Genomic DNA, 21,001 nt, shown 5'->3' with positions numbered 1-21,001 from the left:
GCCCGTCACAGCGCGTCGAGCACCTCCCGCGCGGCCCGTTCGCCGGATCGCACCGCGCCGTCCATGTACCCGGCCCAGTAGGTGGAGGTTTCGGTGCCGGCCCAGTGGATGCGTCCGATCGGCCTGCGGATCCACTCGCCGTAGGAGACCAGCAGACCGGGGGGTGCGAGCGCGACCGGGCACCCCCGGGTCCACTGCTCGGCCGCCCACTGGGTCTCCAGGTAGCCGGTCGGCGACAAGGCCGCCGGACCGAAGAAGCCCGAAAGCTGGTCCAGCACCGCCGCTTGCCGGTCGGCGGCCGAGAGCTGCGCGAAGCCGCGTGCGCGGTCTCCACCGACGAAACCGAAGACGACACCGGGGCCGCCCTCGGGCGGGGAGTCGTCGAACGTGGCACTGATCGGGCCGTCCGTGCTGATCGCCTGGCCGGTGAGCCCGGCGGTGCGCCAGAAGGGTTCGGGATAGACGGCCGCGACCTTGCTCAGCGTGCCCTGGCCGAACCGCTGGGTCAGCTGGTCCCGCTGGAAGGGCAGCAACGGCTGGTAGTCGATCCGCCCGGCCAGCGCGGGCGGAATCGCGACGACCACCTGCTTGGCGGACACCGTGACGCCGTCGGCGGTCACGACGACCCCGGTGCCGGACTGGCTGATCCGGCGTACCGGGGCATTCAGCACCAGCCGGTCGCCGAGCGAGTCGGCGATGCGCTGACAGATCAGCTGCGACCCGCCGGCGAAGCGCCACATCTGCGCCCCGTCGCGGGTGTCGAAGTTGCGTTCGAAGGTGCCCGGCGTGGTTTCGTTGCCCGAGGCGGCGATGTAGTAGAGCACGTACAGCAGGGACAGCTCCCGCGGCTCCGCGCCGAAGATCGGCCGCGTCGCCGCCGCGGCGAGCGCGGCGAAGTCCGGGTTGACCGTGTTGGCCGCGAGCCAGCTGCCCAGTGACTGCCGGTCGTACTCCTCGGCCTTGGGGGCGGTCCACGGCGCGTCCACCGGGACTTCGGTGGACATCTGGTCCAGCCGGGTGATGACGGTGGTGAGGTCGGGCAGCAGCAACGGGTCCGGCGGCGCCGAGCCGGTGGGACCGGTGTCGCTGTAGGTCTGCCTGCCGCTGCCCGAGACGTAGACGTCGTTGCCCGTGTCGTAGGTCGGGAACGTGGCCACGCCGGTCTCGGCCGCCAGGTTCAGCACGTGGTCCTGGGTGGGACCGACGAATGTCGCCCCCGCCTCGGAGATGACGCCGCCACCCAGTTCGTGGTTGTACGCGCGACCCCCGACCCGGTCCCTGGCCTCCAGGACCACCACCGACGCGCCTGCCCGGGTGAGCTCCCGAGCAGCCGTCAGCCCGGCGAATCCCGCGCCGACCACCACCACATCCGCGGTGGACGGCGCCGCGCCGCTCGCGGCCGCGGAGGGCGCGGCCTCCGCCAGCAGTGCGCCGGCACCCAGCGCCGCGCCCGTCCCGAACAGGCTACGACGCGTGATGTCCCGATCGGCCATGAGAGCACTCCTTCCACAGCGCCCCCTGTTGTCCGCCCGCACAAGTGAACACAACTCAGGTTCACTTTGCAAGCGCCGCGTACGCCGGCTCCGATGTTCGAGCCGCCGGGGTCGGCCACGCGCGTCCGGCGGGGGATCGGGCTGCCTGGGATTCCGATGTGGACGGTCGAGAACGCATGCGAGGAGATGCGGGGGCCTACGCGAGCGCGGAGCGGGCGGCGGCGCGGGCAAGGACGGAAACGCTTGCGTGGTCACAAATCCCGTCGCCCGGGCATGGCGATCACGCCACCACCTCTTGGCCCACCCCCAGCACCTCCGCGCAGATCGCCGGCAGCGCTTCCGTCATCGCGGGGTTCCGGCGGACGTGCACGGTGCGCCCCGCGTCGTTGATGATGTTCAGCACCGCGTGCACCCGGACGCGCGCGACGGCCGGGCTCAGGTCCGGGTGCGTTCCGCGCAGCAGGTGGACCCATTCGCTGATGTAGTCGGACTGCGCCCGGCGCGTTTCGTGGCGTTCGTCGTCGGGCAGGTGCTCGATCTCGGTGATCAGCAGGCCCGCCAGGTCCGGGTTGTGGAGGATCGCGGTGAGGTACGAGCGGATCAGCTGCCGCAGCGCGTCCGCCGGCGTCGTCGCCGTGCGGTAGGCGTGGGACAGGTCCGTGAACAACACCGCGGTGCCGCGCCGGAAGGCCGTCACCAGCATCTCGCTCTTGCTGCTGAAATTGTTGTAGATACTCGGGCCCGCGATGCCGACCGCCGCGGCGATGTCCTCGTTCCCGACCTGCTTGTAGCCGCGCGTGGCGAACAGGTGGACCGCCGCTGCCAGAAGCGCCTCGCGCCGGGACGCCGGTATCAGCGTCGCCCGGCCGGGGTTCTCCGTGGGGGCGGCCGGCAGGTCCGGCTGGACCTGTGCGTCGAGCACGATGCCGGCCAACTCGGCCAGCACCGCCTCGTACTGCGGCCTGTCCAGGTCGAGGCGGTGGTGCGACGGGCTCGTCAGCACGGACACCAGGCACCGGCGGATCAGGTCGGCGGCGGTTTCGCCCAGATCGGGGCGGGCCTCCCGCACCCGCTGGGTGAGAGCGCGGCCGATGCCCCGCAGCTCGAGCACGACCGTCTTGCGGTCCTCAAGGGACAGGTGGCGCGCTTCGCGGCGCCAGAGCACGGCGAGCCGCTGCTCGCCGAGCGACAGTGAAGCGATTCTGCGCCGGCCCGTATCCTCCGCCAGGTCCACCTCGTTGACGACAGTGCGGATCGGGTCGAGCCCGGCCGTGATCGTTTCGACGAGCAGTTGTGGTTTGCCGGAGAAGTGCCGGTACAGCGCCGACGGTCCTATTGAGACCGTCGCGGCGATCTCACCGACACTGACGCGGTCATAGCCGCGCGTCGCGAACTTCTCCGCCGCGGCGGCGATGATGAGGGCGCGGCGGTTGCGTGGCCGGGTCCCGCGGGCCGGTCGTACGGCCGGTTCGTCCACCGTCGTGCTCCTTTGCTGGGCCAGTGCGCCAGTACAACGTTGTTCAAGCTACTGATCTTTCACTTGGACACTGTTTTTCCTTGACACAGCGGAAGTGAAAAGTTCATGCTCTCCAACCCATAGGGTACTGACCATTCACAACACGCCAGTGTTGGTGGCTTGTCGGCGAGGCCAATGACGACATCGACGGACGAGAAGCCCACAAACGCGAAACCCCCCGGCTGGCTGCGGCCGCTGCCGCCGATCGGGCAACTGGTCGGCTTCACGGCGGAGACGATGCGGTTGTCGTTCCGTCGTCCCTTCCAATGGCGCGAGTTCTTCGACCAGTGCTGGTTCGTGATCCGGGTTTCGCTGCTGCCCGCCTGCCTGATCACGATCCCGCTGGGCGCCGTGCTGGCGCTCCAGGTCTTTTCGCTCTTCCAGCAGCTCGGCGCGGAGTCGTTCACGGGCGCGGTCGCGGTCCTCGGCATCATCCAGCAGGCCGCTCCACTCGTGACGGTCGTGATCGTCGCCGGCGCGGCGGGCAGCGCGGTGGCCGCCGACCTCGGCGCGCGGACCATCCGCGAAGAGCTCGATGCCATGGCTGTGCTGGGAATCTCGCCGATCCAGCGGCTCGTGGTCCCGCGGGTGCTGGCCATGGCCGTCGTCGCGATGCTGCTCGACGGCGTCGCCACCGGCGTCGGCCTCGCCGGCGGCTACACCTTCAACGTGCTCGTGCAGGGTGGGTCGCCGGGCGCCTACGTGCAGGCGTTCACCGCGCTGGCGCAGCTGCCCGACCTGTGGGTCGGCGAGTTCAAGGCGCTGATCTTCGGGCTGATCACCGGGGTCGTCGCGGCGCACCAGGGAACGCACGCCAAGGGCGGCCCGCAGGGTGTCGGCGACGCGGTGAACCAGTCGGTGGTGATCTCCTTCGTGCTGCTGTTCGTCGTCAACACGGTCATCTCCGCGCTGTACTTCCAGATCGTGCCGCCGAAGGGTCTCTAAGTGTCCACAATGGAAATCCTGGGGAGGTTGCGGCGGAAGCCCGTGCTCGCCGTGCGCGCCCTGTACGACACGCTGGCCGCGCTGGGCGACCAGATGCTGTTCTTCGGGAAGGTCCTCGCCTGGACCCCGCGGTCGGTGCGCCGCTATCCCAAGGAGATCACGAAGCTGCTCGCCGAGGTGAGCCTCGGCCGCGGGGCGCTGGCGCTGGGTGCGGGCACGCTGGGTGTGATCATCTTCGAGTCGGTGTCGATCGGCGGTGTCGTCGGACTCGTCGGATACCAGGGCCTGCGGCAGGTCGGGATCACCTCCTACGTCGGCTTCCTCTCCGCGTACTTCAACACCCGCGAGGCCGCCCCGCTGATCGCCAGCAACGCGCTCATCGCGACGGTGGGCGCGGGTTTCACCGCCAGACTCGGCGCGATGCGCATCAACGAGGAGGTGGACGCGCTCGAGGTGATGGCCGTGCCGTCCATCCCGTTCCTCGTCACCACCCGCTTCATCGCCTCGGCCGTGGCGGTGGTGCCGCTGTACGTGATCTCACTGATGGGTACCTACGTGGCGACGCAGGTGGTGTCGGTGTCCTTCTACGGGCTCACGAACGGCACCTACAACCACTACTTCAACCTGTTCCTGCCGCCGATCGACGTGCTCTACTCGTTCATCAAGGTGTTCGTGTTCGCCTGCATCCAGAGCCTGATCTGCTGCTACTACGGGTTCAGCGTGCGGGGCGGGCCCGCCGAGGTCGGCGTCGCGGTCGGCCGCGCGATGCGGCTGGGCATCGTGGCGGTCAACATCGTCGACCTGCTGCTGAGCCTGGCGCTGTGGGGTTCGACGACCACGGTCCGGATCGCGGGATAGGTGCGGGATGGCTACTGGCTGGCGGACGCACCTCAAACCGTTGCTGGGACTGGTTTATCTCGCGGTTCTGGTGTTGCTGGGCGCCGTCTGCGTCTCGGCCTACGACAAGACGCTGCCGTGGCAGCACACGGTGGAGGTCACGCTGACCACGCAGAGCGCCGGGCTGGAGATGAACCCGCTGGCCGACGTCAAGCTGCAGGGGATCCGCGTCGGCGAGGTCAGGGACATCACCTCCGACGGCACGAACGCCGTGCTGCACCTCGCGCTCGACCCCGGGCAGGTGCACCTGGTGCCGTCCGATGTGGACGCCGAGATCGTCCCCAAGACCCTGTTCGGCGCGAAGTTCGTCAACCTCGTGCTGCCTCCGCGGCACAGCTCGCAGCCCATCGCGGCGGGCGCGGACATCCGGCAGTCGACGACGTCGGTCGAGGTCGGGCAGCTGTTCACGCACCTGGAGCCGATTCTCAAGACGCTGAACCCGGCGCAGCTGTCGGTGACACTGGACGCGCTCGCGCAGACGCTGTCGGGCCGCGGCGAGGAGCTGGGGCAGAACCTGGAGCTGGTGCACCAGTACCTGACCGGGTTCGACCCGCACCTGGAGACCTTCACGCACGACCTGCACCAGCTCGCCGGCGCCACCGACGTGTTCAACCGGGCAGCGCCGGACTTCCTGCGCCTGCTGGACAACTCGCGTGCCATCGGCAGCGATCTCCTGGTTCCGCACGAGCAGTCGTTCGCGTCCTTTTTGGACCAGACGATCGCGACCGTCGACGAGACCAACAAGGTGCTGTCGGCCAACGCGCACGACCTCATCACCCTGTCCGGCAACGCCCGGCCGATCCAGGAGGTGCTGGCCGCCTACTCCAGCGAGTTCCCGTGCCTGATCACCGCGGTGAACCTGCACAACGCGCTCGCCGACCGGATTCTCGGCGGTGAGGGCCCGTACCTGCGGGTCTCCATCGACCTGGTCGCGCACCGGGACGCCTACCAGGCTCCCGGGGACCTGCCGCGGAACCCGGCCAGCGACGCCAGCAACACCGGACTGCCGTTCTTCGTGCCGAACTGGGCGCCGCACTGCGCGCTCGTGCCACCGCAAGCGCAAGGGGTCCAGGACGTACCTCCGTATTACGCACAGGTACACCCCGCCCCGGCGCAGCCGGCCGCGCCCCGGACGGACACGGATCCCAGGCAGGCCATGGCGAACTCCGTGGCCGCGGTGGCCATGGGGGTGTCCCCGGACCAGGTGCCCGGCGTCGGCTCGATGCTGGTGCAACCGCTGCTGGCGGACGGGCAGGTGAGCTGAGTCGTGAAACGCTTTCCGTCCTCCGCGCTCAAGGTGGCTGCCTTCTCGGTCGTCACCGTGCTGGTCGTCTGGTTCATGGCCACGATGATCGGCAACGTGTCCTACAGCCCGAGCACGACCTTCAAGGCGAGGTTCACGGACGCCACGAGCCTCAACACGGGTGACCCGGTGCGCTTGGCGGGTGTCGAGGTGGGCAGTGTGCAGTCACTGGACCTGGTGTCCGACGGCGAAAACCGGGTCGCCGAGGTGACCTTCTCCGTCGACCGGTCGGTTCCGGTGTACGCCAGCGCCCAGGTGCAGCTGCGCTACCAGAACCTCGTCGGTGGCCGCTACATCGCGCTGGAAGAGCGGCCCGGTGACGGCGCCACGATGCCCTCCGGCGGCACGTTCGACCTCAAGCACACGAAGCCCGCGCTCAGCCTCACCCAGTTGTTCAACGGGTTCCAGCCGCTGTTCGCCGCGCTGCAGCCGCAACAGGTGAACGACCTGTCGATGCAGATCATCCAGACGCTGCAGGGCGAGGGCGGCACGATCCAGCAGCTGATGACGAACACCGCCCAGCTCACGAACACGATCGCCGAGAAGGACGGCGTGATCGGGCAGGTGGTCGACAACCTGACCGCCGTGCTCACCACCGTCGACCAGCGCGACGGCTCGCTGACCGCCCTCATCTCGCAGTTCCGCGATCTGATGACCGGGCTGGCGCAGAACAAGGACACGCTCGGCTCGAGCCTGCCCGACCTCGCCTCGCTGCTGAACTCGTCGAGCAGCATGCTGTCGGCCATCCGGCCGCCGCTGCGGGGGGACATCGACGGGCTGCGGTCGTTCGCGGGCCAGGTGGCGTCTACAAAGGACACTCTCGATCAGGTCCTGCAGGTGGTCCCCGAACGCATCAACACCTACACGCGGATCGGGCACTACGGCAGCTGGTTCAACTTCTACCTGTGCGGCGCGGACGCGGAGTTCTCGTTGCTTGGCCAGTCGATGGAGCTCAAGACCCCGGCGGGCGTCCAGGCCGACGAGAAGGACACCGTGTGCGGCGGCGGGCAACTGGCAAGGGGAGGTGGCCGATGAAGTCGTTCACGGAGCGCGATCCGGTCAAGCTGGCCGTCGGCGGGATCACTCTGCTGGTGGTGTCGCTCGCCGTCGCCTTCAACGCCAACCGGCTGCCCCTGATCGGCGACGGACCGCTCTACCACGCGGAGTTCGCGGACGCGTCCGGGCTCGCGGCCGGGCAGGAGGTGCGCATCGCGGGCATCAAGGTCGGGTCGGTCTCGGCCGTCCAACTGGACGGCGACCACGTCGTGGCGGACTTCCACGTCAAGAACGCCACGTTCGGCACCGCTACCAAGGCCTCGATCGAGATCAAGACACTGCTCGGCGAGCACTATCTCGCCCTGGAACCGGCGGGGCCGGGTGCGGTGGACGAAGGGGGGACGATCCCGCTGGCGCGCACCTCGGTGCCGCTGAACATCGTCCCGGCGACACAACAGCTGACCGAGCAGAACAACGCCATCGACACGCAGCGGGTCGCGCAGGCCTTCGACGCGTTGTCCAGCGCGTTGAACGCCAGCACGCCCGAGGCGCGCGCGACGCTGGACGGTCTGTCGAAGCTGTCCCACACGATCTCCTCCCGCGACACGCAGCTGCAGCAACTGTTCGCGCGGGCACACAGCGTCGCCGGCACCATCGCCTCGCAGGACGGCAACATCGACCAGCTGATCGCCGGGTCCAACCAGGTGCTGGAGGTGCTCGACCACCGCCGGGACTCCATCCACGAGGTCCTCACCGGGACGCGGGACCTGGCCGAGCAGCTCAGCGGGCTGGTGCACGACAACCAGGCCACGCTGGGGCCCGCGCTGGACCAGCTGCACCAGGTGGAAACGGTGCTGCAGAAGGACGACGACCAGATCAACCAGATCTTGCAGCGGCTGCCCGCGTACTACCGGGTCTTCACCAACGTGGTCGGCAACGGCCGCTACTTCGACTCGACGGTCAAGGCCCCGCGCAGCGTCGCCGCGTGCGACGTCGGGGCCCCCGGATCGCTGTCGGCACTGCTCGACCCGATCCTCGAACAGGCCGACAGATCCGCGGGCGGATCCGGCGGGCCGTGCCTGCCGCTGGGCCCGGCCGCCGACGCGGTCAACCCGCAGCAGGGAGGCGGACAGTGAAGGGCAGGCTCGTCCGGATCGGCGCCGGCGTCGTGGTGCTGGCGCTGCTCGTCGCCGGGCTCGTGGTCGCGCTCGACGGCGGTGCGCCGCAGAAGCAGCTGACCGCCGACTTCACGAGCACGGTCAGCCTCTACCCGGGGGCCAACGTCGAGATCCTGGGCGTCGCGGTCGGCAAGGTCACGTCCGTGACCACGCAGGGCACCCATGTGCGGGTCGGCATCAGCTACGACCCGAAGTACAAGCTCCCCGCCGACGTGCGCGCGTCGATCGTGCCACCGTCCATTGTGGGCGATCGGTTCGTGCAGCTGAGCCCGGCGTACCACTCGGGCCCGACTCTGGCCGACGACGCGGCCCTCGGTACGGACCGCACGGCCGTGCCGCTGGAGCTCGACGACGCCTACCGTGGGCTCGACAAGATGGCGACGGCGCTGGGCCCCAACGGTGCCAACGCCGACGGCGCGCTGTCCCGGCTCATCACCGCCAGCGCGGCCAATCTCGACGGCAACGGCGCGGCGTTCCACGACGCGATCGAGGGCCTGTCCCAGGCGGTCGGCGCGCTCAACAACAGCAGCGGCGACATCGCGGGGACGGTCACCGACTTCGGCAAGATCACTGGAACGCTGGCCGCGGACGACCCGCAGGTGCGGCAGTTGATCAGCAACCTCACGACGGTGTCGGGCGAGTTGAACGGGCAGCGCACCGACATCCACGACGCCAACACGGAGCTGACCACCGCGCTGGATCAGGTCTCGAAGTTCGTGGGTGACAACCGCGGCCCGCTGACCGCCGACATCGCCGACCTCGGCAAGATCACCGGCACACTCGCGAGCCACCAGCGCGACCTCGCCGAGCTGATGGACCTCAGCCCGCTCGGGGTCACCAACCTGGCCGACTCCGGGGCGTACGAGAACTTCGATCCCACGCATCCCGGCAACATGGTGGACCAGGCGAAGACGACGGCGGTCATGTCGCGCAGCAACACCTTCGACGACATCGCGACTCAGCTCGGGTTCACGATGACCGCGGTGTGCGGCGCGCTTCCCCCGGCCCAGCAACAGCAACTCTCGTCGCTGTGCACCGCGCTGCGGCAGTCCGGCGGTCAGCTCGGCACAGTGCTCGACAAGTTCCTCAACCCGCAGCCCGACGGCGCGGGCGGCGGCGGGCTGACGGTCGCTGCGCCGGCCCGGTCGCTGCCCGGCCTGATGCTGGGAGCGGGCTCGTGAAGCGGCCGATGCAGCTGGCCGGGTGCCTCGCGGTGACCACGCTCGCTCTGTCCGGCTGCGACTACCAGGGCGCGGCGAGCCTGCCGCTGCCCGGTGGCGTGAGCGGGCCGGACACCTACCCGGTGTCGATCGTGCTCGACGACGCGACCAACCTGGCGGTGAAGGAGACCTGCCGCAGCAACAGCGTCATCGTCGGCAGCGTCTCCTCGATCTCGATCGGGCCGGACCTGAAGGCGCACGTGGTCTGCGCCATCCAGAAGTCCACGCACCTGCCCGCCAACACCTCCGCCGTGCTCTCGTCGACGAGCCTGCTGGGGGAGAAGTTCGTGGCACTCGGACCGGCGCCCGGGCAGCAGGCGTCGGGCGACCTGCCCGCCGGCGCGACGATCCCGGACTCCGGCACCCGCGTCGACCCCGACATCGAACAGGTGCTGGGGGCTCTCTCGGCCGTACTCAACGGCGGTGACCTGCCGAAGATCGCGACCATCAACGGGGAGCTGAACAACGCGCTCGGCGGGCACGAGGGCGACGTCCGCTCGCTGCTCGGCCAGTTCACCACGCTGACCGGCGAGCTCAACGCCCACAGCGACGACATCACGCGGGCGCTCGACGCGCTGAACCACCTGTCCGGGACGCTCGACCGGCAGCGCGACGTGCTCGGCTCCTCGATCGACGCGATCCCGGCCGGGCTCAAGGTGCTCAACGACCAGCGCCCGCAGCTGATCGCGTTGCTGCAGCACCTGCAGCAGCTGTCCCACACCGTGGTGCCGCTGATCGACGCGAGCGAGCAGGACACCGTGGCGGACCTGAAGTCGGCGCAGCCGATCCTGGACAACCTGGCGACGAACGGCGACCAGCTGGCCACCGCGGCGCGCGCCCTGCTCACCTATCCCTTCCCCAACAACGGCGAAGCCGCCGTGAAGGGGGACTACGCCGGCTTCTACGGAACCGTGCACGTGGACATGGGCACCATCAACAGCCTGCTGGCGCTGTTCCCCCAGCCGGGCCCGCCGCCCACGGCACCGGGACAGGCGCCGGCGCCGCCGGCCGCGGCCGTGCCGGGCCTGCCGGCTCTGTCCGGGGTGCTCGATCCCGCCACGCCGATCGTGCCCGCGGCGCCCTCGCAGGATCTGCCCGGTCTGCTGTCGGGAGGTAACCGTTGATCCAGCGCGGTATCAAGATCCAGCTGGCGGTGTTCGCGCTCGTCGCGCTCACCGCGCTCGCGTACGCAGTGGTCCGCTTCACCGGGGTGACGGACCTGGCCTCGCCGCCGTATACGGTCCACGCGACTTTCGCCGAGCCGGGCGGGATCTACCCGCGCGCCGAGGTCGACCTGCTCGGCACCCCGGTCGGCACGGTGCGGGACCTGACACTGGAGCCGGACGGCAAGGTGTCGGTCAACCTGACCATGAACAACGGCGTGCGGGTACCCACCGATGTCACCGCGACCGTCGCCCAGCGTTCCGCGCTCGGCGAGCAGTACGTCGAGCTGACCCCGGGCAGCGCGGGCGGGCCGTTCCTGCAGAACGAGAGCGTCATCCCGGTGTCCCGTACCAGGACGCCGGTCCCGGTCAAGAACCTGCTGGGCGATCTCGACGGGCTCGCGAAATCGGTCCCCACCAAGGACCTCGACACCACCCTGCGGGAGCTGGCCACCGCTTTCGGCGGCACCGGGCCGGATCTGCAGCACCTGCTCGACGACGGCAACAGCCTGACCCGCAGTTCGCTCGCCAACCTGCACGACCAGATCGGCCTGATGGACTCCAGCGCGACGGTGCTCGACACGCAGGTCGCGGCGGGCGCCCAGATCACGACGCTGACCGCGCAGCTCGCCGGGCTCACCGACGAGCTGCGCGACCTCGACTCGACGTTCCCGCAGACGTTCGCCAACGGCATCCGCGCGGGCAGCCAGGTGACCGGGCTGCTCGCCGAGAACGAGGCGGCACTGCCGCAGCTGCTCAACCACCTCATCACGCTCACGGACGTGACCTTGCCGCGCCTGCAAGGAGTCCGGAAGACGCTGGTGGTGTTCCCGTGGGTGCTGCAGGCGGAGTTCGGCGCGATCCGGTACTGCGACGACAACGATCCGGCCACCGGCAAGCCGATCCAGAGCACGTGTCACTACGACCCGGCGACGGGGCAGCCACTGTGGACCCAGCACTTCGGTGCGCAGCTTTCGCAGACGCCGGGCAAGGACCCCAGCGACGACCCGTGCGTCAATGGCTACCAGGGCACGAAGCGGTACCTGCCGAACGGCGCGCCTGCGGACGGGCAGGGACCCGCGGAGACGGCCGACACGCCGGCGAACCTGAACGCGCACTGCGCGGCGTCCCCGTACGACCCGAGAACCCCGAACGTGCGGGGAGCGCAGAACGCGGACACCCCCACCGGCGCGAGCCCGCCGGGACCGTCCGGGCCGTCTTCCGGCGCGCCGGCCCCGGGCGGCGGGCACGACATGGCGATGTACGACCCCAACAGCGGGGACGTCGTCGCGACCGATGGCAGTGCCTACCACCTCAGTGGTCTGACCGGCGGGCCGATACCGCAGGGCCCGGACGGGCTGGGCTGGCTGCTGACCGCACCACTGACCGCGCAAGGAGGCTGACGTGACCGAGACCGACGAGAAGACGGTGGACGAGAAGGCTGCGGACGAGCCGGTCGAGGAGAAGGAGAGCCGGTCCGCGTCGCGACGGTGGTGGCCGGCGAAGCCGCGGCTGCGCACCGTTGTCCCGGTGGCTCTTGTGATCATCCTTTTAGGACTGATCGTCACCGGCGGGGTGGTGTGGTGGCGGGGCCGCCAGACGCTCGACGAGGGACCGCAAGCGGTGGCGAGGCAGGAGGCGCAGAACTTCTTCAGCCTCGACTTCCACAGCGCCGACGCCGACATGGCGCGCGTGCTCGACCTCGCCGCCGACCCGTTCAAGGCGGACTACACGGGCAAGCAGCAGGACGTGCGGCAGGGCCTCACCTCGAAGAGCCTGGTCCTCACCGCGGCGCTGCCCGACAACGCCGCCGCGATCGAGTACGAGCACGGGGACACCGCGGACGTGCTGGTGGCGGTCGACGTCACCACCAAGACGCCGAACGGGCAGCAGGAAGTGGCCCGCAACCGGGTCCGTGAGCAGCTCAAGCTGATCGACGGGCGCTGGCTCGTGGCCCAGTTCAACCAGGTCGGATAAGGAGGCAGCGACCCATGAACGCGAAGCAGGAAGCCACCGAATCCGACGTGCTACCAGAGGAATCCGAGTCGGCACGGCCGAGCCCACGCCCGCGCGCCGAGAACGCCGCGGCGGAGACGTCGGCGGTGGACGAGAAGGCCGAACCCGCGGAGGGTAAGGAAGATCGCGAGCCGCCCACGAAGCGACTGTCCACTCGCTACAAGGTGGTCGTGTCGGTGCTGGCGCTGCTCGTCGTGGCAGCGGGTACGGGCGTCGGGTATCTGCTGACCCGTCCGGCCCCGCCGGACGTGCAGCCCACGGTGGCGCCGGACGGGAACTACACGGTCGGCAGCTTCCCCTCGGACGCCGGGCAGGCGGCGGTGAGGGCCGCGGCAGGCAAGCTGCCGACGGTCCTGACCTACGACTACCGGTCGCTCGACGCCGCGGAGAACCAGGCCGCGCAGCAGATGACCTCGTCCTACGCCGGCACGTTCCGGGGTGTCTTCGACAAGACGGTCAAGGTCATGGCCGCCAAGCAGAACGCGGTCACGAGGGCGCTGGTCCGGGGAGCGGGCCTGGTGAACCTGTCGGACGACGACAACACCGCGACGTGCCTCGTCTACGTCGACGAGGTCCTGGTCTCCAGCAACGACGCCAGGCAACCGGCGCAGGTGAGCCAGAACCGGGTGTCGGTCACGATGAAGCACACGGGAGACGGGTGGCTGATCGACAACATCCAACCCTTCTGACCACGCAGGTCCCCGGCGCCTGACCCCACGATGTGGGACCCGGCCGGCCCGGAACATTGGCGAACTTCCTGTTCCCGCGGCCTGTTCAACATCATCGCCGGCGCCTCCGCGATCCCCGACGACCTGTGGGAGGCCGGCACCAACTTCCGGCGCCCTGCTCGGAGGTTCGGGCGCGGGCAAGTCCACTTTCCTGCGTGCTGTGGAGGCGTCGGTGGCTGGCCCCGGCGCGTGAGCAGGGGCCAAGCCCTCCTGCGCTGCGGAGTCGGTCGGGAGTGTTGTGCGGGTGCGCCGCCACACGGTGAGGCGAACCGGTTCAGTTCGGGTATCCGGCGAGGATGCCGCTGGTCTGGGCCGCGTAGCCGGTGGCGCTGCCGGAACCGCCGAGGGAGGGGCTGTCGGTGGTGTAGGCGATGTGGGCGAACCCGTTCTGGTCGGTGTCGACGCCGAAATCGTCCAGTAGCTGGCGCCCGGAGTTGCAGGTAATGCCGGTATCGCAGATGGCTCCCTTGTGCACCGGAGAGACCTGGCTGGTCGACCAGCCACTGCCCTGCGTGTTCTGTGCGAAGTAGACAGACCAGGTGCGGGAGTCGGTAGCGCCGGGCTTCACCGTGTCGGGGGTGCCGTAGTAGACCAGGTCGACCCCGTTACTGGTGGCCACGAGCCAGGGCATCACGGCGGCCTTGGTGGTGCTTACCGGACCGGAACAACTCCAGTTGTCACCGTGGTCGGCGGAGCGGGCCACGTAGACGGCGTCGTTGTTGGAGACGGCGTAGTACAGCGTCCCGTCCGGTGCGACGGACACGTTCGGGAACTGGTGGTCCAGGCCATTTTTGCCAAACGCGGTGCTGCACGGAATCGGTTTGTCCGTCCAGGTGTGGCCGCCGTCGTCGGACACGCCGAGGAATGCTTCGTTGTTGGTGGTTGCGCCTGCGGCGCTGGGGGCGACGAAGGACTGGTAGGCCCAGAAACCGCCCGTGACCGGCGAGCCGTTGCGGTGATCGATGGCGAGGTTGCCCAGTTCGTTGTTGGTGGCCTTGTAGTCGGTGTCGGGGATGACCCGCGCGATATGGCTGTAGAGGTTGCCGCCGTTGTCCGAGCGCAGCATGTCGATGTTGTTGGTGGCGATGTCGTGATAGCTCAGCAGTGACGTGTCGGCACCGTAGGCGGCGATCCACTCGCGATCGTCCAACGGGAGCCCGGCCTGCACCGGTGTCTGCGAGAAACTCGCACCGTCGTCAGTGGAGACCGCGACGTTGACGGAGCCGAGGTTCAGACTCGCGACATAGGCTCGGTAGGTGCCCGAGGAGGACTTCTCAGGGGCGAAGGCGGTGTCGGTGTCACCACCGGCCAGGCCCCTTCCGTTGACCGCGTTGGGTTGTCCCGCATATGTCAGGCCGCAGCCGCTCGCCGACGCCGGACCACGCCAGTACTGACTGCCGGCGCCCAGCCCGTTCTCCGAGCTGATCCCGACCAGCCCCGCCTTCGAGACATGAATCGAGGGCTCACCGGCCTGATTCGTCCCGCAACCCGACTGTCCCACGGTCTGGACCTGCAGTCGCCCGGTGGAGAAGGTGGCGGCCGCCGGGACGGTCGGCGAGGCCGCAGCGGTGAGCACGACGGCGCCCACGCTCGCGGTCATCACCGTGGCACACCACCGAAGCACCACCGCCGTAGACTGCGAGCGAAAGCCGGCCATCACTACTCCTGCGTCTCGGTGACAACGACGGGTGGCCGCGATCAAAACACTCGAACGAGTGAAAACACAAGGATCACGGGAGACATCGCTGGCAAACGACGTTCAATCGGGTCGCCTGACAGCGGTTTCGCCGTCTTCCGGCGGGGCTACGCTGGCGAGCGGTGAGTAGTGGTTGTACCGCGTGGTGCTCACCGTGCCGGACCGGGTGAACCGGGCGAGCGCGAGGGGGCCGCCGGGGCCGGTGATTCCTTGCGGACCAGTGATCGCATTCAGCGCCGACCGCGATGGCGATAGTGTCCAGCGTTCCGGAAACCCTGCGCCGAACTGGATTCCGGCAGCGCGAGGGCGCCGACGCGGCCGGCTGTTCTGGCGGGACGGCTCACGGCCGTGACGGCGCTGACGCCTCTGTCGGCGTCGGTGGTGGTTGATCTGGCCGAGTGCTGGATCTTTATCCGACTTCTGACACCGCGTTGGGTGCTGCGCGCTACCGGTGCCACCCGCGTCGGGTTAGGACAGTGTGGTGGGCGTGGGCCAGTGCATCCGGACGGTGGTGCCGGTCGGCCCGGTGGTGCTGCTGGATTCCGGTGCCAGGGCTGGGATCAGCGGCAGGCCGAGGCCCGCGTGGGATGAGCTGGGATTGTCATGGCAGCGGCGGTTGTCGGTCACCGTGACCATGAGCCCGTCGGGGCCGGCGGTGACGGTCATGGTGCCCGACGTTGCGTCCGGGTCGGCGCGCGTGACCACGTTGGCCATCGCCTCGTAGGAGGTTCAGGGTCACGACGGCTGCTCGGCGTCCGCCGGCGTTGCTTCGCCGCTCGCATTCGGCGTCGGAAGCGGCACGGTTGTCTGCTCGCAGGTCCGCACGTGTCGGCGCGACCCCGGGGCGGCCGGCTCATGCGTCAGCGCCGGACCACCCCAACGACGCGATCCGTCCGGATCGTCGAACCGGTGTCTGCCCATGAAGTCCTGCCACAAACTATGACGAGATGCCCGTGCCGCTCAGCCGGTCAGCGGCGACGCAGCGCACGGATGATCAACTGGCCCACGACCGCGTAGATCAGCGCGGCGAGCGCGTAGTTCATGACCACGCCGAGCACGGCGTCGTCCGGCGTGAACACATCGCCCAGCCCCAGTACCAACCCCTTCGCCAGCATGTAGATCGCGCGCACGAACCCGTTGTGGTGATTGGCGTCCAGCACGACGAACAGCACATGCAGGGCGAAGATCAGAATGACCAGCCCGACGACGACACGAACGACGTTCGCGACCGTTTCGGCGCCCCGATCGGCGCGCCGGTCACGCTCGCGATAACCCTGCGCATCCTGATACGGATCACGCGCGGGATACGGATACCGGTCCTGCGGACCGGGCGGCTGGTAACTCATGGCCGCGGATTCTGGCAACCTATTTGGAAAAAAACAACCTCATCGATGGGTGGCGAATTCCCATTGATATCCGTTCAAGGATCGTGCTCAGCGGAAACGTTCACAGACGCGGCGGAAATTCACGAGCGCCCCGTGTCCTCGCCCACGCCTCCTGGCTGGCTCGGGGCGCGCCCCACACCGGCGGTGCCGCCGAAGAACATCCGCATGGGCAGGAGCAGACCGGCCAGCGACAGCGCGATGAACACCACCTGGTGGACGTGGTCCTTGCCGGGTGGCAGCCCGAACACGAGGTGCGCGAGCCAGAACAGCGGGTAGAACCACAACACGAACCAGGCCCACCGCTCCCTTCGCCGGAACGGCACCACGGAGATCAGCGCGCCGAACAGCCCGAGCCCGCACGAGGCCAGCCCGTCCGCGCGGTACAGCGCCCCATCACCGGCCGGCGGCGCCACGGCGAGGACCACACCGAACCCGAGAATCCCGGCGCTGACCACGAGCAGGCAGATCCAGCCGACCCGTACCGCCATCTGCGTCCGCACCGGATGAATCTAACGCGCGACGCGCCCGGGCCGCACCGATGATTTTCCGGTGGATCCGTCGTCTGTATCCCTGGACATACCTTCCCAGGGTGGGAGGGCCGGTGATCTCGCCGACCGTAGAGAGGAATCCAAGCATGACGAGACCGTTTCGATTCGGGGTCGTTGCCCCGTTCGGCACTGACCTGCCGACGTGGCTGGCCCAGGTGCGCCGCATCGCCGACAGTGGCTACTCGACGCTGCTGATGCCGGATTTCCCGCGCCTGCAACCGGCGCCCGGCCCCACGCTGGCCACCGCCGCGGCCCTGACCGACCTGCGTGTGGGCACCTGGGTGTATGCCTGTCCGCTGCGCCCGGCGTGGATGACGGCGTGGGAAGCGCACTCGCTGTCGGAGCTCACCGGCGGTCGCTTCGAGTTGGGCATCGGCACCGGCAGGCCGGGAATCGAGGAGGAGCTCCGCGAAAAGGGCATGCCCGCCGTCCCGCCGAACGAGCGGCTGGTCCGGGTACGTGAGACCGTGCAGGCGCTGCGAGATCTCGACGGCCCCGGCCGTCACACGCCTGTGGCGATGGCTGTACGCGGTCCGAAGGCCCGGGCGCTGGCGGCCGAGGTCGCGGACACGGTCACCTTCGTACAGGTCCCGGATGAACCGCGGGGCGAAGTCACGCGGCTGGCACGCGACTTCCACGCTGTCCGGGACGTCGAGCTCGCGCTCCACGTGTCGGTCGTCGGGGACAGGGTCGCGCCGTTCATGGCGCCTCCCGACACCGACCCTGCTGCGCTTCGCGCCGTGGACTCGCTGGCCATACTTCCGGCCGACCCGGCGGCCGCCGCGGAGGAAATCCAGCGCCGACGGGAGGAGATCGGCTTCTCCTATATCGTCTTCGGCGCCGACTTCGCCGACACGTTGGCTCCGGTCGTAGCCGAGCTCGCCGGACGGTAGTTGAGGCGGCGGGGGAAGCCGGAAGGCGGAACCCGCCGGTTTCGAAAGCCGACGCGACGGTCGCTGACCTGCCGCCCACCGCTGTCCCAACAGGACGACCCGCGCCGTGGCCCCTCCGGGCCAAGGCTGGCCCGGACGCTGGTACCGGCCGGGCCCGGGCTCAATCATTCTGCTTCGGACAGACGATGGTGTCGGGAGAGATCTTCACATGGACAGTGCCGTTCACCACCTCGGCCCGGAGGACCTCGGCTGGACGCTCGTTCGAGCGATTCAGCAAGGAGAGGGCGATGCGTTCGAGATCCTCTATCGCCGGTACGCGAGGGATGTCTACGCGTATGCGTTTTCTCGCTCCGGCAACCGGTTCCTGGCCGAGGACGTGACCAGTGAGGTGTTCGCCCGTGCACTGCGGTCGATCGGCTCGCTCGAGTCGCGGGGCAAGGATGTGCGGGCCTGGCTGGTGACGATCGCCCGTAATCTCCTCATCGATCAAGCGCGTTCCGGCCGGGCCCGCTACGAGGTCTACGGCGAGGTGCCGCACGGTCGCGAGCAACCGGCCGGCGATCCCGCCGACGAGATCGTGCGCCGGGCACGGTGCGCCCGAGTGCGCGGAGCACTCCGGGATTTGACGGACGACCAGCGCAACTGCCTGCTTCTGCGGTTCTTCTTCGACCGGACGGTCGCGGAGGCGGCCGCGCTGCTGGACCGCGATCCGGCCTCCGTGCGCGCTCTGCAGCACCGCGCGGTGCGCCGCCTGCGCGAGCTGCTGCACCAGGACCCGGCCGTCAGCACGGCGATCGCCGCGTGAGGAGGGTGAGGTGAGAGGGATGGCCGCAGGAGCTCAGGGCGCTGGCGAGCGCGCGCCCGCACTGGACGTGATCGCCGTGGTGCGCGGGGCCTCTCGCGCGTTCACCGTACTCGTGGTCGGCGGGCTGCTGTTGCCGATCGTGGCCCATCTGGTTCCCGTACTCGGCTCGATATGGCTCAGCATCGTCGCCGTGGTGGCTTTCGTCGTGGCCGGTTACCGGACTGGAGAGGCCCGAGTGCCGATCGCGCAGGCATCGGCGTCGGCATTGTGCGGATATCTGCTTGTGCTGCCGCTCGTGCTGATGAACCCGGTGACGCGAGACGTCAGACAGATCGGGCTGACCGCGCTGGCAGCGCTCGTGGTGGGGGCGGCGACAGGTCTTGTCGCCGGTCGCCTCCGGGGCGGAAGGCCGGGTTCGCCGAAACACCGCCCGTCCTGACCGCACACGCTCTATTCGCGACCGCACAAGGGAGTGCTTCATGACCGCGACCATGCCCACAGCGGCCGCTCAGCGCACCTCTGCGCGCCGTAAGCGACCGAAATGGCTCTCCGCCGCCAGCGGGCCGCTCAACCAGGCCGGCGAGATGGTCCAGTTGCTCGGCCGCGTGCTGTATTTGGCCGTACGGCACCCGTTGGGGTACTGGGGCGAGGTTCGCGAGCAGATGTACGCGATCCTCAAGCTTTGCTGGATTCCGATGGTCATCTCCACCACCGCGTTCGGCCTCGGTGCACCCGGCCTGCAGGGCGGCAACCTTTTCTCCTTGTTCGGCATACCCGAGCGGCTCGGCTCCTTCTTCGTCATGGCGAGCGTGCGGGAATTCGCGCCCTGGATCAACGCGATGGTCGTCGCCGGGGTCATGGGCACGGCGATCACGGCGGATCTCGGCGCCCGGCGGGTTCGCGAGGAGATCGACGCGATGGAGGTCCTCGGCGTCGATCCGATCAGGACACTCGTGTTGCCCAGGGTGATCGCGCTGACGCTCATGACCGGCATGCTGGACCTGCTCGCGCTGGCCTTCGGCGTCCTGGGCGGTTACATCGCCGCGGTGCCGATCCTCAACGCCAACGCGGCCGCGTTCTTCAACAACTTCTTCGCCAACGCCACGACCACCGATATGTGGGCCAGCGTGGTGAAGACGGCGATCTTCGGCCTCATCGTCGGCGTCGTCTGCTGCTACAAGGGACTTCGTGTCGAAGGTGGGCCGATCGGGGTCGGAAAGGCCGTCAACCAGGCGGTCGTGATCGCGTTCGCCTCGATCTGGATCTTCAACGCGGTATTCACGGCCACGCTGCTGGGGCTCAACCCGAGCATGCAGGTGTTCAAATAGGACGGAGCGGTTCTTGTGACCAGTGTGATCCCCCGCCGTCCCGGTGACGAGCCCAAGAGCGGCGCGCCACGGCCCCGCGATGTCGAGATCGGTTTCGGGTCGGCCGCGAAGTACGTGCGGTCGGCGATCGAGACCGGCGGCGACATCATGCGGTTCTCGGGGCGGACCGTGCGCGCGTTCCCGGATCTGCGGCACTACTTTCCCGAGGTGCTGTCCCAGACCGGGATCTTGATCCTGTCGAGTGGACTGATCATCTGGCTGATGCAGTTCGTGATCGGATACGAATGCGGACTCGAAGCGGCGTACACGCTCAAGCAGATCGGTGCACCGTTGTATTCCGGTGTCTTCGACGCCTGGTGTGCCATCCGGGAAATGGGGCCCTACATGTGGGGCTACATCCTGTCCGCGAAAGTCGGTTGCGGGCTCGTCGCGGAAATCGGCTCGATGCGCATCTCGGACGAGATCGACGCCATGGAGGTCATGGGCGTCAAATCGCGCAGCTACCTGGTCGGCACCCGGATCATCGCGGCGTGGCTGGCGATGCCGTTCCTGTATGTGGTCGGCCTCGGGATCATGTACATCGGCGAATACCTCACCACGGTGAAGATGCTCGGCGGTGTGTCGGCCGGTGGTTATGACTACATCTTCTGGCTTTACCAGAACCCGGCGGATTTCGTGTACTCACTCGCCAAGATCATGGCGATGGGCACGGTGATCATTTTCGTGGGCTGCTATTACGGCTATACCGCCGGCGGCGGCCCGGTAGGAGTCGGGAAGAACACCGCCAAATCGATGATGCTCAACATGGTGCTCGTCCACGTCGTCGGCGTTCTCGGCACCCAGCTGTTCTGGGGTCTGAGCCCGAACGCACCCGTTGCCAACTGACCGCAG

At 68.8% G+C, this 21,001-nt stretch carries 21 protein-coding genes; 15 read left to right on the top strand and 6 right to left on the bottom strand.

Annotated features, from left to right (window positions below):
* Window positions 1–5: 5 nt before the first annotated feature.
* A complete protein-coding gene (locus tag HFP15_RS33350) occupies window positions 6–1,493 on the bottom strand; it encodes a flavin monoamine oxidase family protein (RefSeq protein WP_168520933.1) in 1,488 nt (495 codons plus the stop codon).
* A 280-nt stretch (window positions 1,494–1,773) separates the two neighbouring features.
* Window positions 1,774–2,970, bottom strand: coding sequence for a TetR/AcrR family transcriptional regulator (locus HFP15_RS33345; protein WP_168520931.1), 1,197 nt, complete (start codon window positions 2,968–2,970; stop codon window positions 1,774–1,776).
* 174 nt (window positions 2,971–3,144) lie between these two features.
* Here HFP15_RS33345 and HFP15_RS33340 point away from each other — a divergent pair, with 174 nt between their 5' ends.
* From HFP15_RS33340 to HFP15_RS33295, 10 genes are all read left to right on the top strand, one after another.
* Complete coding sequence (locus tag HFP15_RS33340; RefSeq protein ID WP_168520929.1) at window positions 3,145–3,954, top strand: MlaE family ABC transporter permease; 810 nt, start codon at window positions 3,145–3,147, stop codon at window positions 3,952–3,954.
* A 93-nt stretch (window positions 3,955–4,047) separates the two neighbouring features.
* A complete protein-coding gene (locus HFP15_RS33335; RefSeq protein ID WP_246272263.1) occupies window positions 4,048–4,812 on the top strand; it encodes an ABC transporter permease in 765 nt (254 codons plus the stop codon).
* Window positions 4,813–4,819: 7 nt separating this feature from the next.
* Window positions 4,820–6,115 carry an MCE family protein gene (locus HFP15_RS33330; protein ID WP_168520927.1) on the top strand — a complete coding sequence of 432 codons (1,296 nt, stop codon included), beginning with the start codon at window positions 4,820–4,822 and terminating at the stop codon, window positions 6,113–6,115.
* 3 nt (window positions 6,116–6,118) lie between these two features.
* A complete protein-coding gene (locus HFP15_RS33325; protein WP_168520926.1) occupies window positions 6,119–7,189 on the top strand; it encodes an MCE family protein in 1,071 nt (356 codons plus the stop codon).
* Window positions 7,186–8,286 (top strand): MCE family protein, encoded by a 1,101-nt coding sequence (locus HFP15_RS33320; protein WP_168520924.1) that lies wholly within the window; start codon window positions 7,186–7,188, stop codon window positions 8,284–8,286. Before HFP15_RS33325 ends, HFP15_RS33320 begins: the two co-directional genes overlap by 4 nt.
* Complete coding sequence (locus HFP15_RS33315; RefSeq protein WP_168520922.1) at window positions 8,283–9,509, top strand: MCE family protein; 1,227 nt, start codon at window positions 8,283–8,285, stop codon at window positions 9,507–9,509. The genes HFP15_RS33320 and HFP15_RS33315 overlap by 4 nt, the downstream gene beginning before the upstream one ends.
* Window positions 9,506–10,672 carry an MCE family protein gene (locus HFP15_RS33310; RefSeq protein ID WP_168520920.1) on the top strand — a complete coding sequence of 389 codons (1,167 nt, stop codon included), beginning with the start codon at window positions 9,506–9,508 and terminating at the stop codon, window positions 10,670–10,672. Before HFP15_RS33315 ends, HFP15_RS33310 begins: the two co-directional genes overlap by 4 nt.
* A complete protein-coding gene (locus tag HFP15_RS33305) occupies window positions 10,669–12,114 on the top strand; it encodes an MCE family protein (protein ID WP_168520918.1) in 1,446 nt (481 codons plus the stop codon). The genes HFP15_RS33310 and HFP15_RS33305 overlap by 4 nt, the downstream gene beginning before the upstream one ends.
* A 1-nt stretch (window position 12,115) precedes the next feature.
* The gene (locus tag HFP15_RS33300) at window positions 12,116–12,688 is read left to right on the top strand and encodes an Rv1363c family protein (RefSeq protein WP_168520916.1); all 573 of its coding nucleotides are present in this window, start codon (window positions 12,116–12,118) and stop codon (window positions 12,686–12,688) included.
* Window positions 12,689–12,702: 14 nt separating this feature from the next.
* Complete coding sequence (locus HFP15_RS33295) at window positions 12,703–13,416, top strand: hypothetical protein (RefSeq protein ID WP_168520915.1); 714 nt, start codon at window positions 12,703–12,705, stop codon at window positions 13,414–13,416.
* Between the two features lie 313 nt (window positions 13,417–13,729).
* On the opposite strand, the gene HFP15_RS42325 is transcribed toward HFP15_RS33295, so the two are convergent.
* From HFP15_RS42325 to HFP15_RS33275, 4 genes are all read right to left on the bottom strand, one after another.
* A complete protein-coding gene (locus tag HFP15_RS42325) occupies window positions 13,730–15,055 on the bottom strand; it encodes a sialidase family protein (protein WP_210718196.1) in 1,326 nt (441 codons plus the stop codon).
* A gap of 564 nt (window positions 15,056–15,619) precedes the next feature.
* Window positions 15,620–15,865: an ATP-binding protein gene (locus tag HFP15_RS33285; RefSeq protein WP_168520913.1), complete on the bottom strand. Its 246-nt coding sequence runs from the start codon at window positions 15,863–15,865 to the stop codon at window positions 15,620–15,622.
* Between the two features lie 254 nt (window positions 15,866–16,119).
* Window positions 16,120–16,497: a hypothetical protein gene (locus HFP15_RS43115; RefSeq protein WP_246272254.1), complete on the bottom strand. Its 378-nt coding sequence runs from the start codon at window positions 16,495–16,497 to the stop codon at window positions 16,120–16,122.
* A gap of 119 nt (window positions 16,498–16,616) precedes the next feature.
* Window positions 16,617–17,036, bottom strand: a complete 420-nt coding sequence (locus HFP15_RS33275; protein WP_210718195.1) for a hypothetical protein — start codon at window positions 17,034–17,036, stop codon at window positions 16,617–16,619.
* 134 nt (window positions 17,037–17,170) lie between these two features.
* Between HFP15_RS33275 and HFP15_RS33270 the strand changes: the two genes are divergently transcribed.
* From HFP15_RS33270 to HFP15_RS33250, 5 genes are all read left to right on the top strand, one after another.
* Complete coding sequence (locus tag HFP15_RS33270) at window positions 17,171–17,977, top strand: LLM class flavin-dependent oxidoreductase (protein WP_168520911.1); 807 nt, start codon at window positions 17,171–17,173, stop codon at window positions 17,975–17,977.
* A gap of 208 nt (window positions 17,978–18,185) precedes the next feature.
* Window positions 18,186–18,782 (top strand): RNA polymerase sigma factor, encoded by a 597-nt coding sequence (locus tag HFP15_RS33265; RefSeq protein WP_168520909.1) that lies wholly within the window; start codon window positions 18,186–18,188, stop codon window positions 18,780–18,782.
* Between the two features lie 19 nt (window positions 18,783–18,801).
* Window positions 18,802–19,221, top strand: a complete 420-nt coding sequence (locus tag HFP15_RS33260; protein WP_168520907.1) for a hypothetical protein — start codon at window positions 18,802–18,804, stop codon at window positions 19,219–19,221.
* 40 nt (window positions 19,222–19,261) lie between these two features.
* Window positions 19,262–20,110, top strand: a complete 849-nt coding sequence (locus tag HFP15_RS33255; protein ID WP_168520905.1) for an MlaE family ABC transporter permease — start codon at window positions 19,262–19,264, stop codon at window positions 20,108–20,110.
* Between the two features lie 147 nt (window positions 20,111–20,257).
* Window positions 20,258–20,995: an ABC transporter permease gene (locus HFP15_RS33250; RefSeq protein ID WP_168520955.1), complete on the top strand. Its 738-nt coding sequence runs from the start codon at window positions 20,258–20,260 to the stop codon at window positions 20,993–20,995.
* Window positions 20,996–21,001: the final 6 nt, after the last annotated feature.

This window comes from Amycolatopsis acididurans, assembly GCF_012328925.1.
Taxonomy (GTDB): domain Bacteria; phylum Actinomycetota; class Actinomycetes; order Mycobacteriales; family Pseudonocardiaceae; genus Amycolatopsis_E; species Amycolatopsis_E acididurans.
Note: the sequence above shows the minus strand (reverse complement) of the source record. Positions and strands in the feature narration are given on the sequence as shown.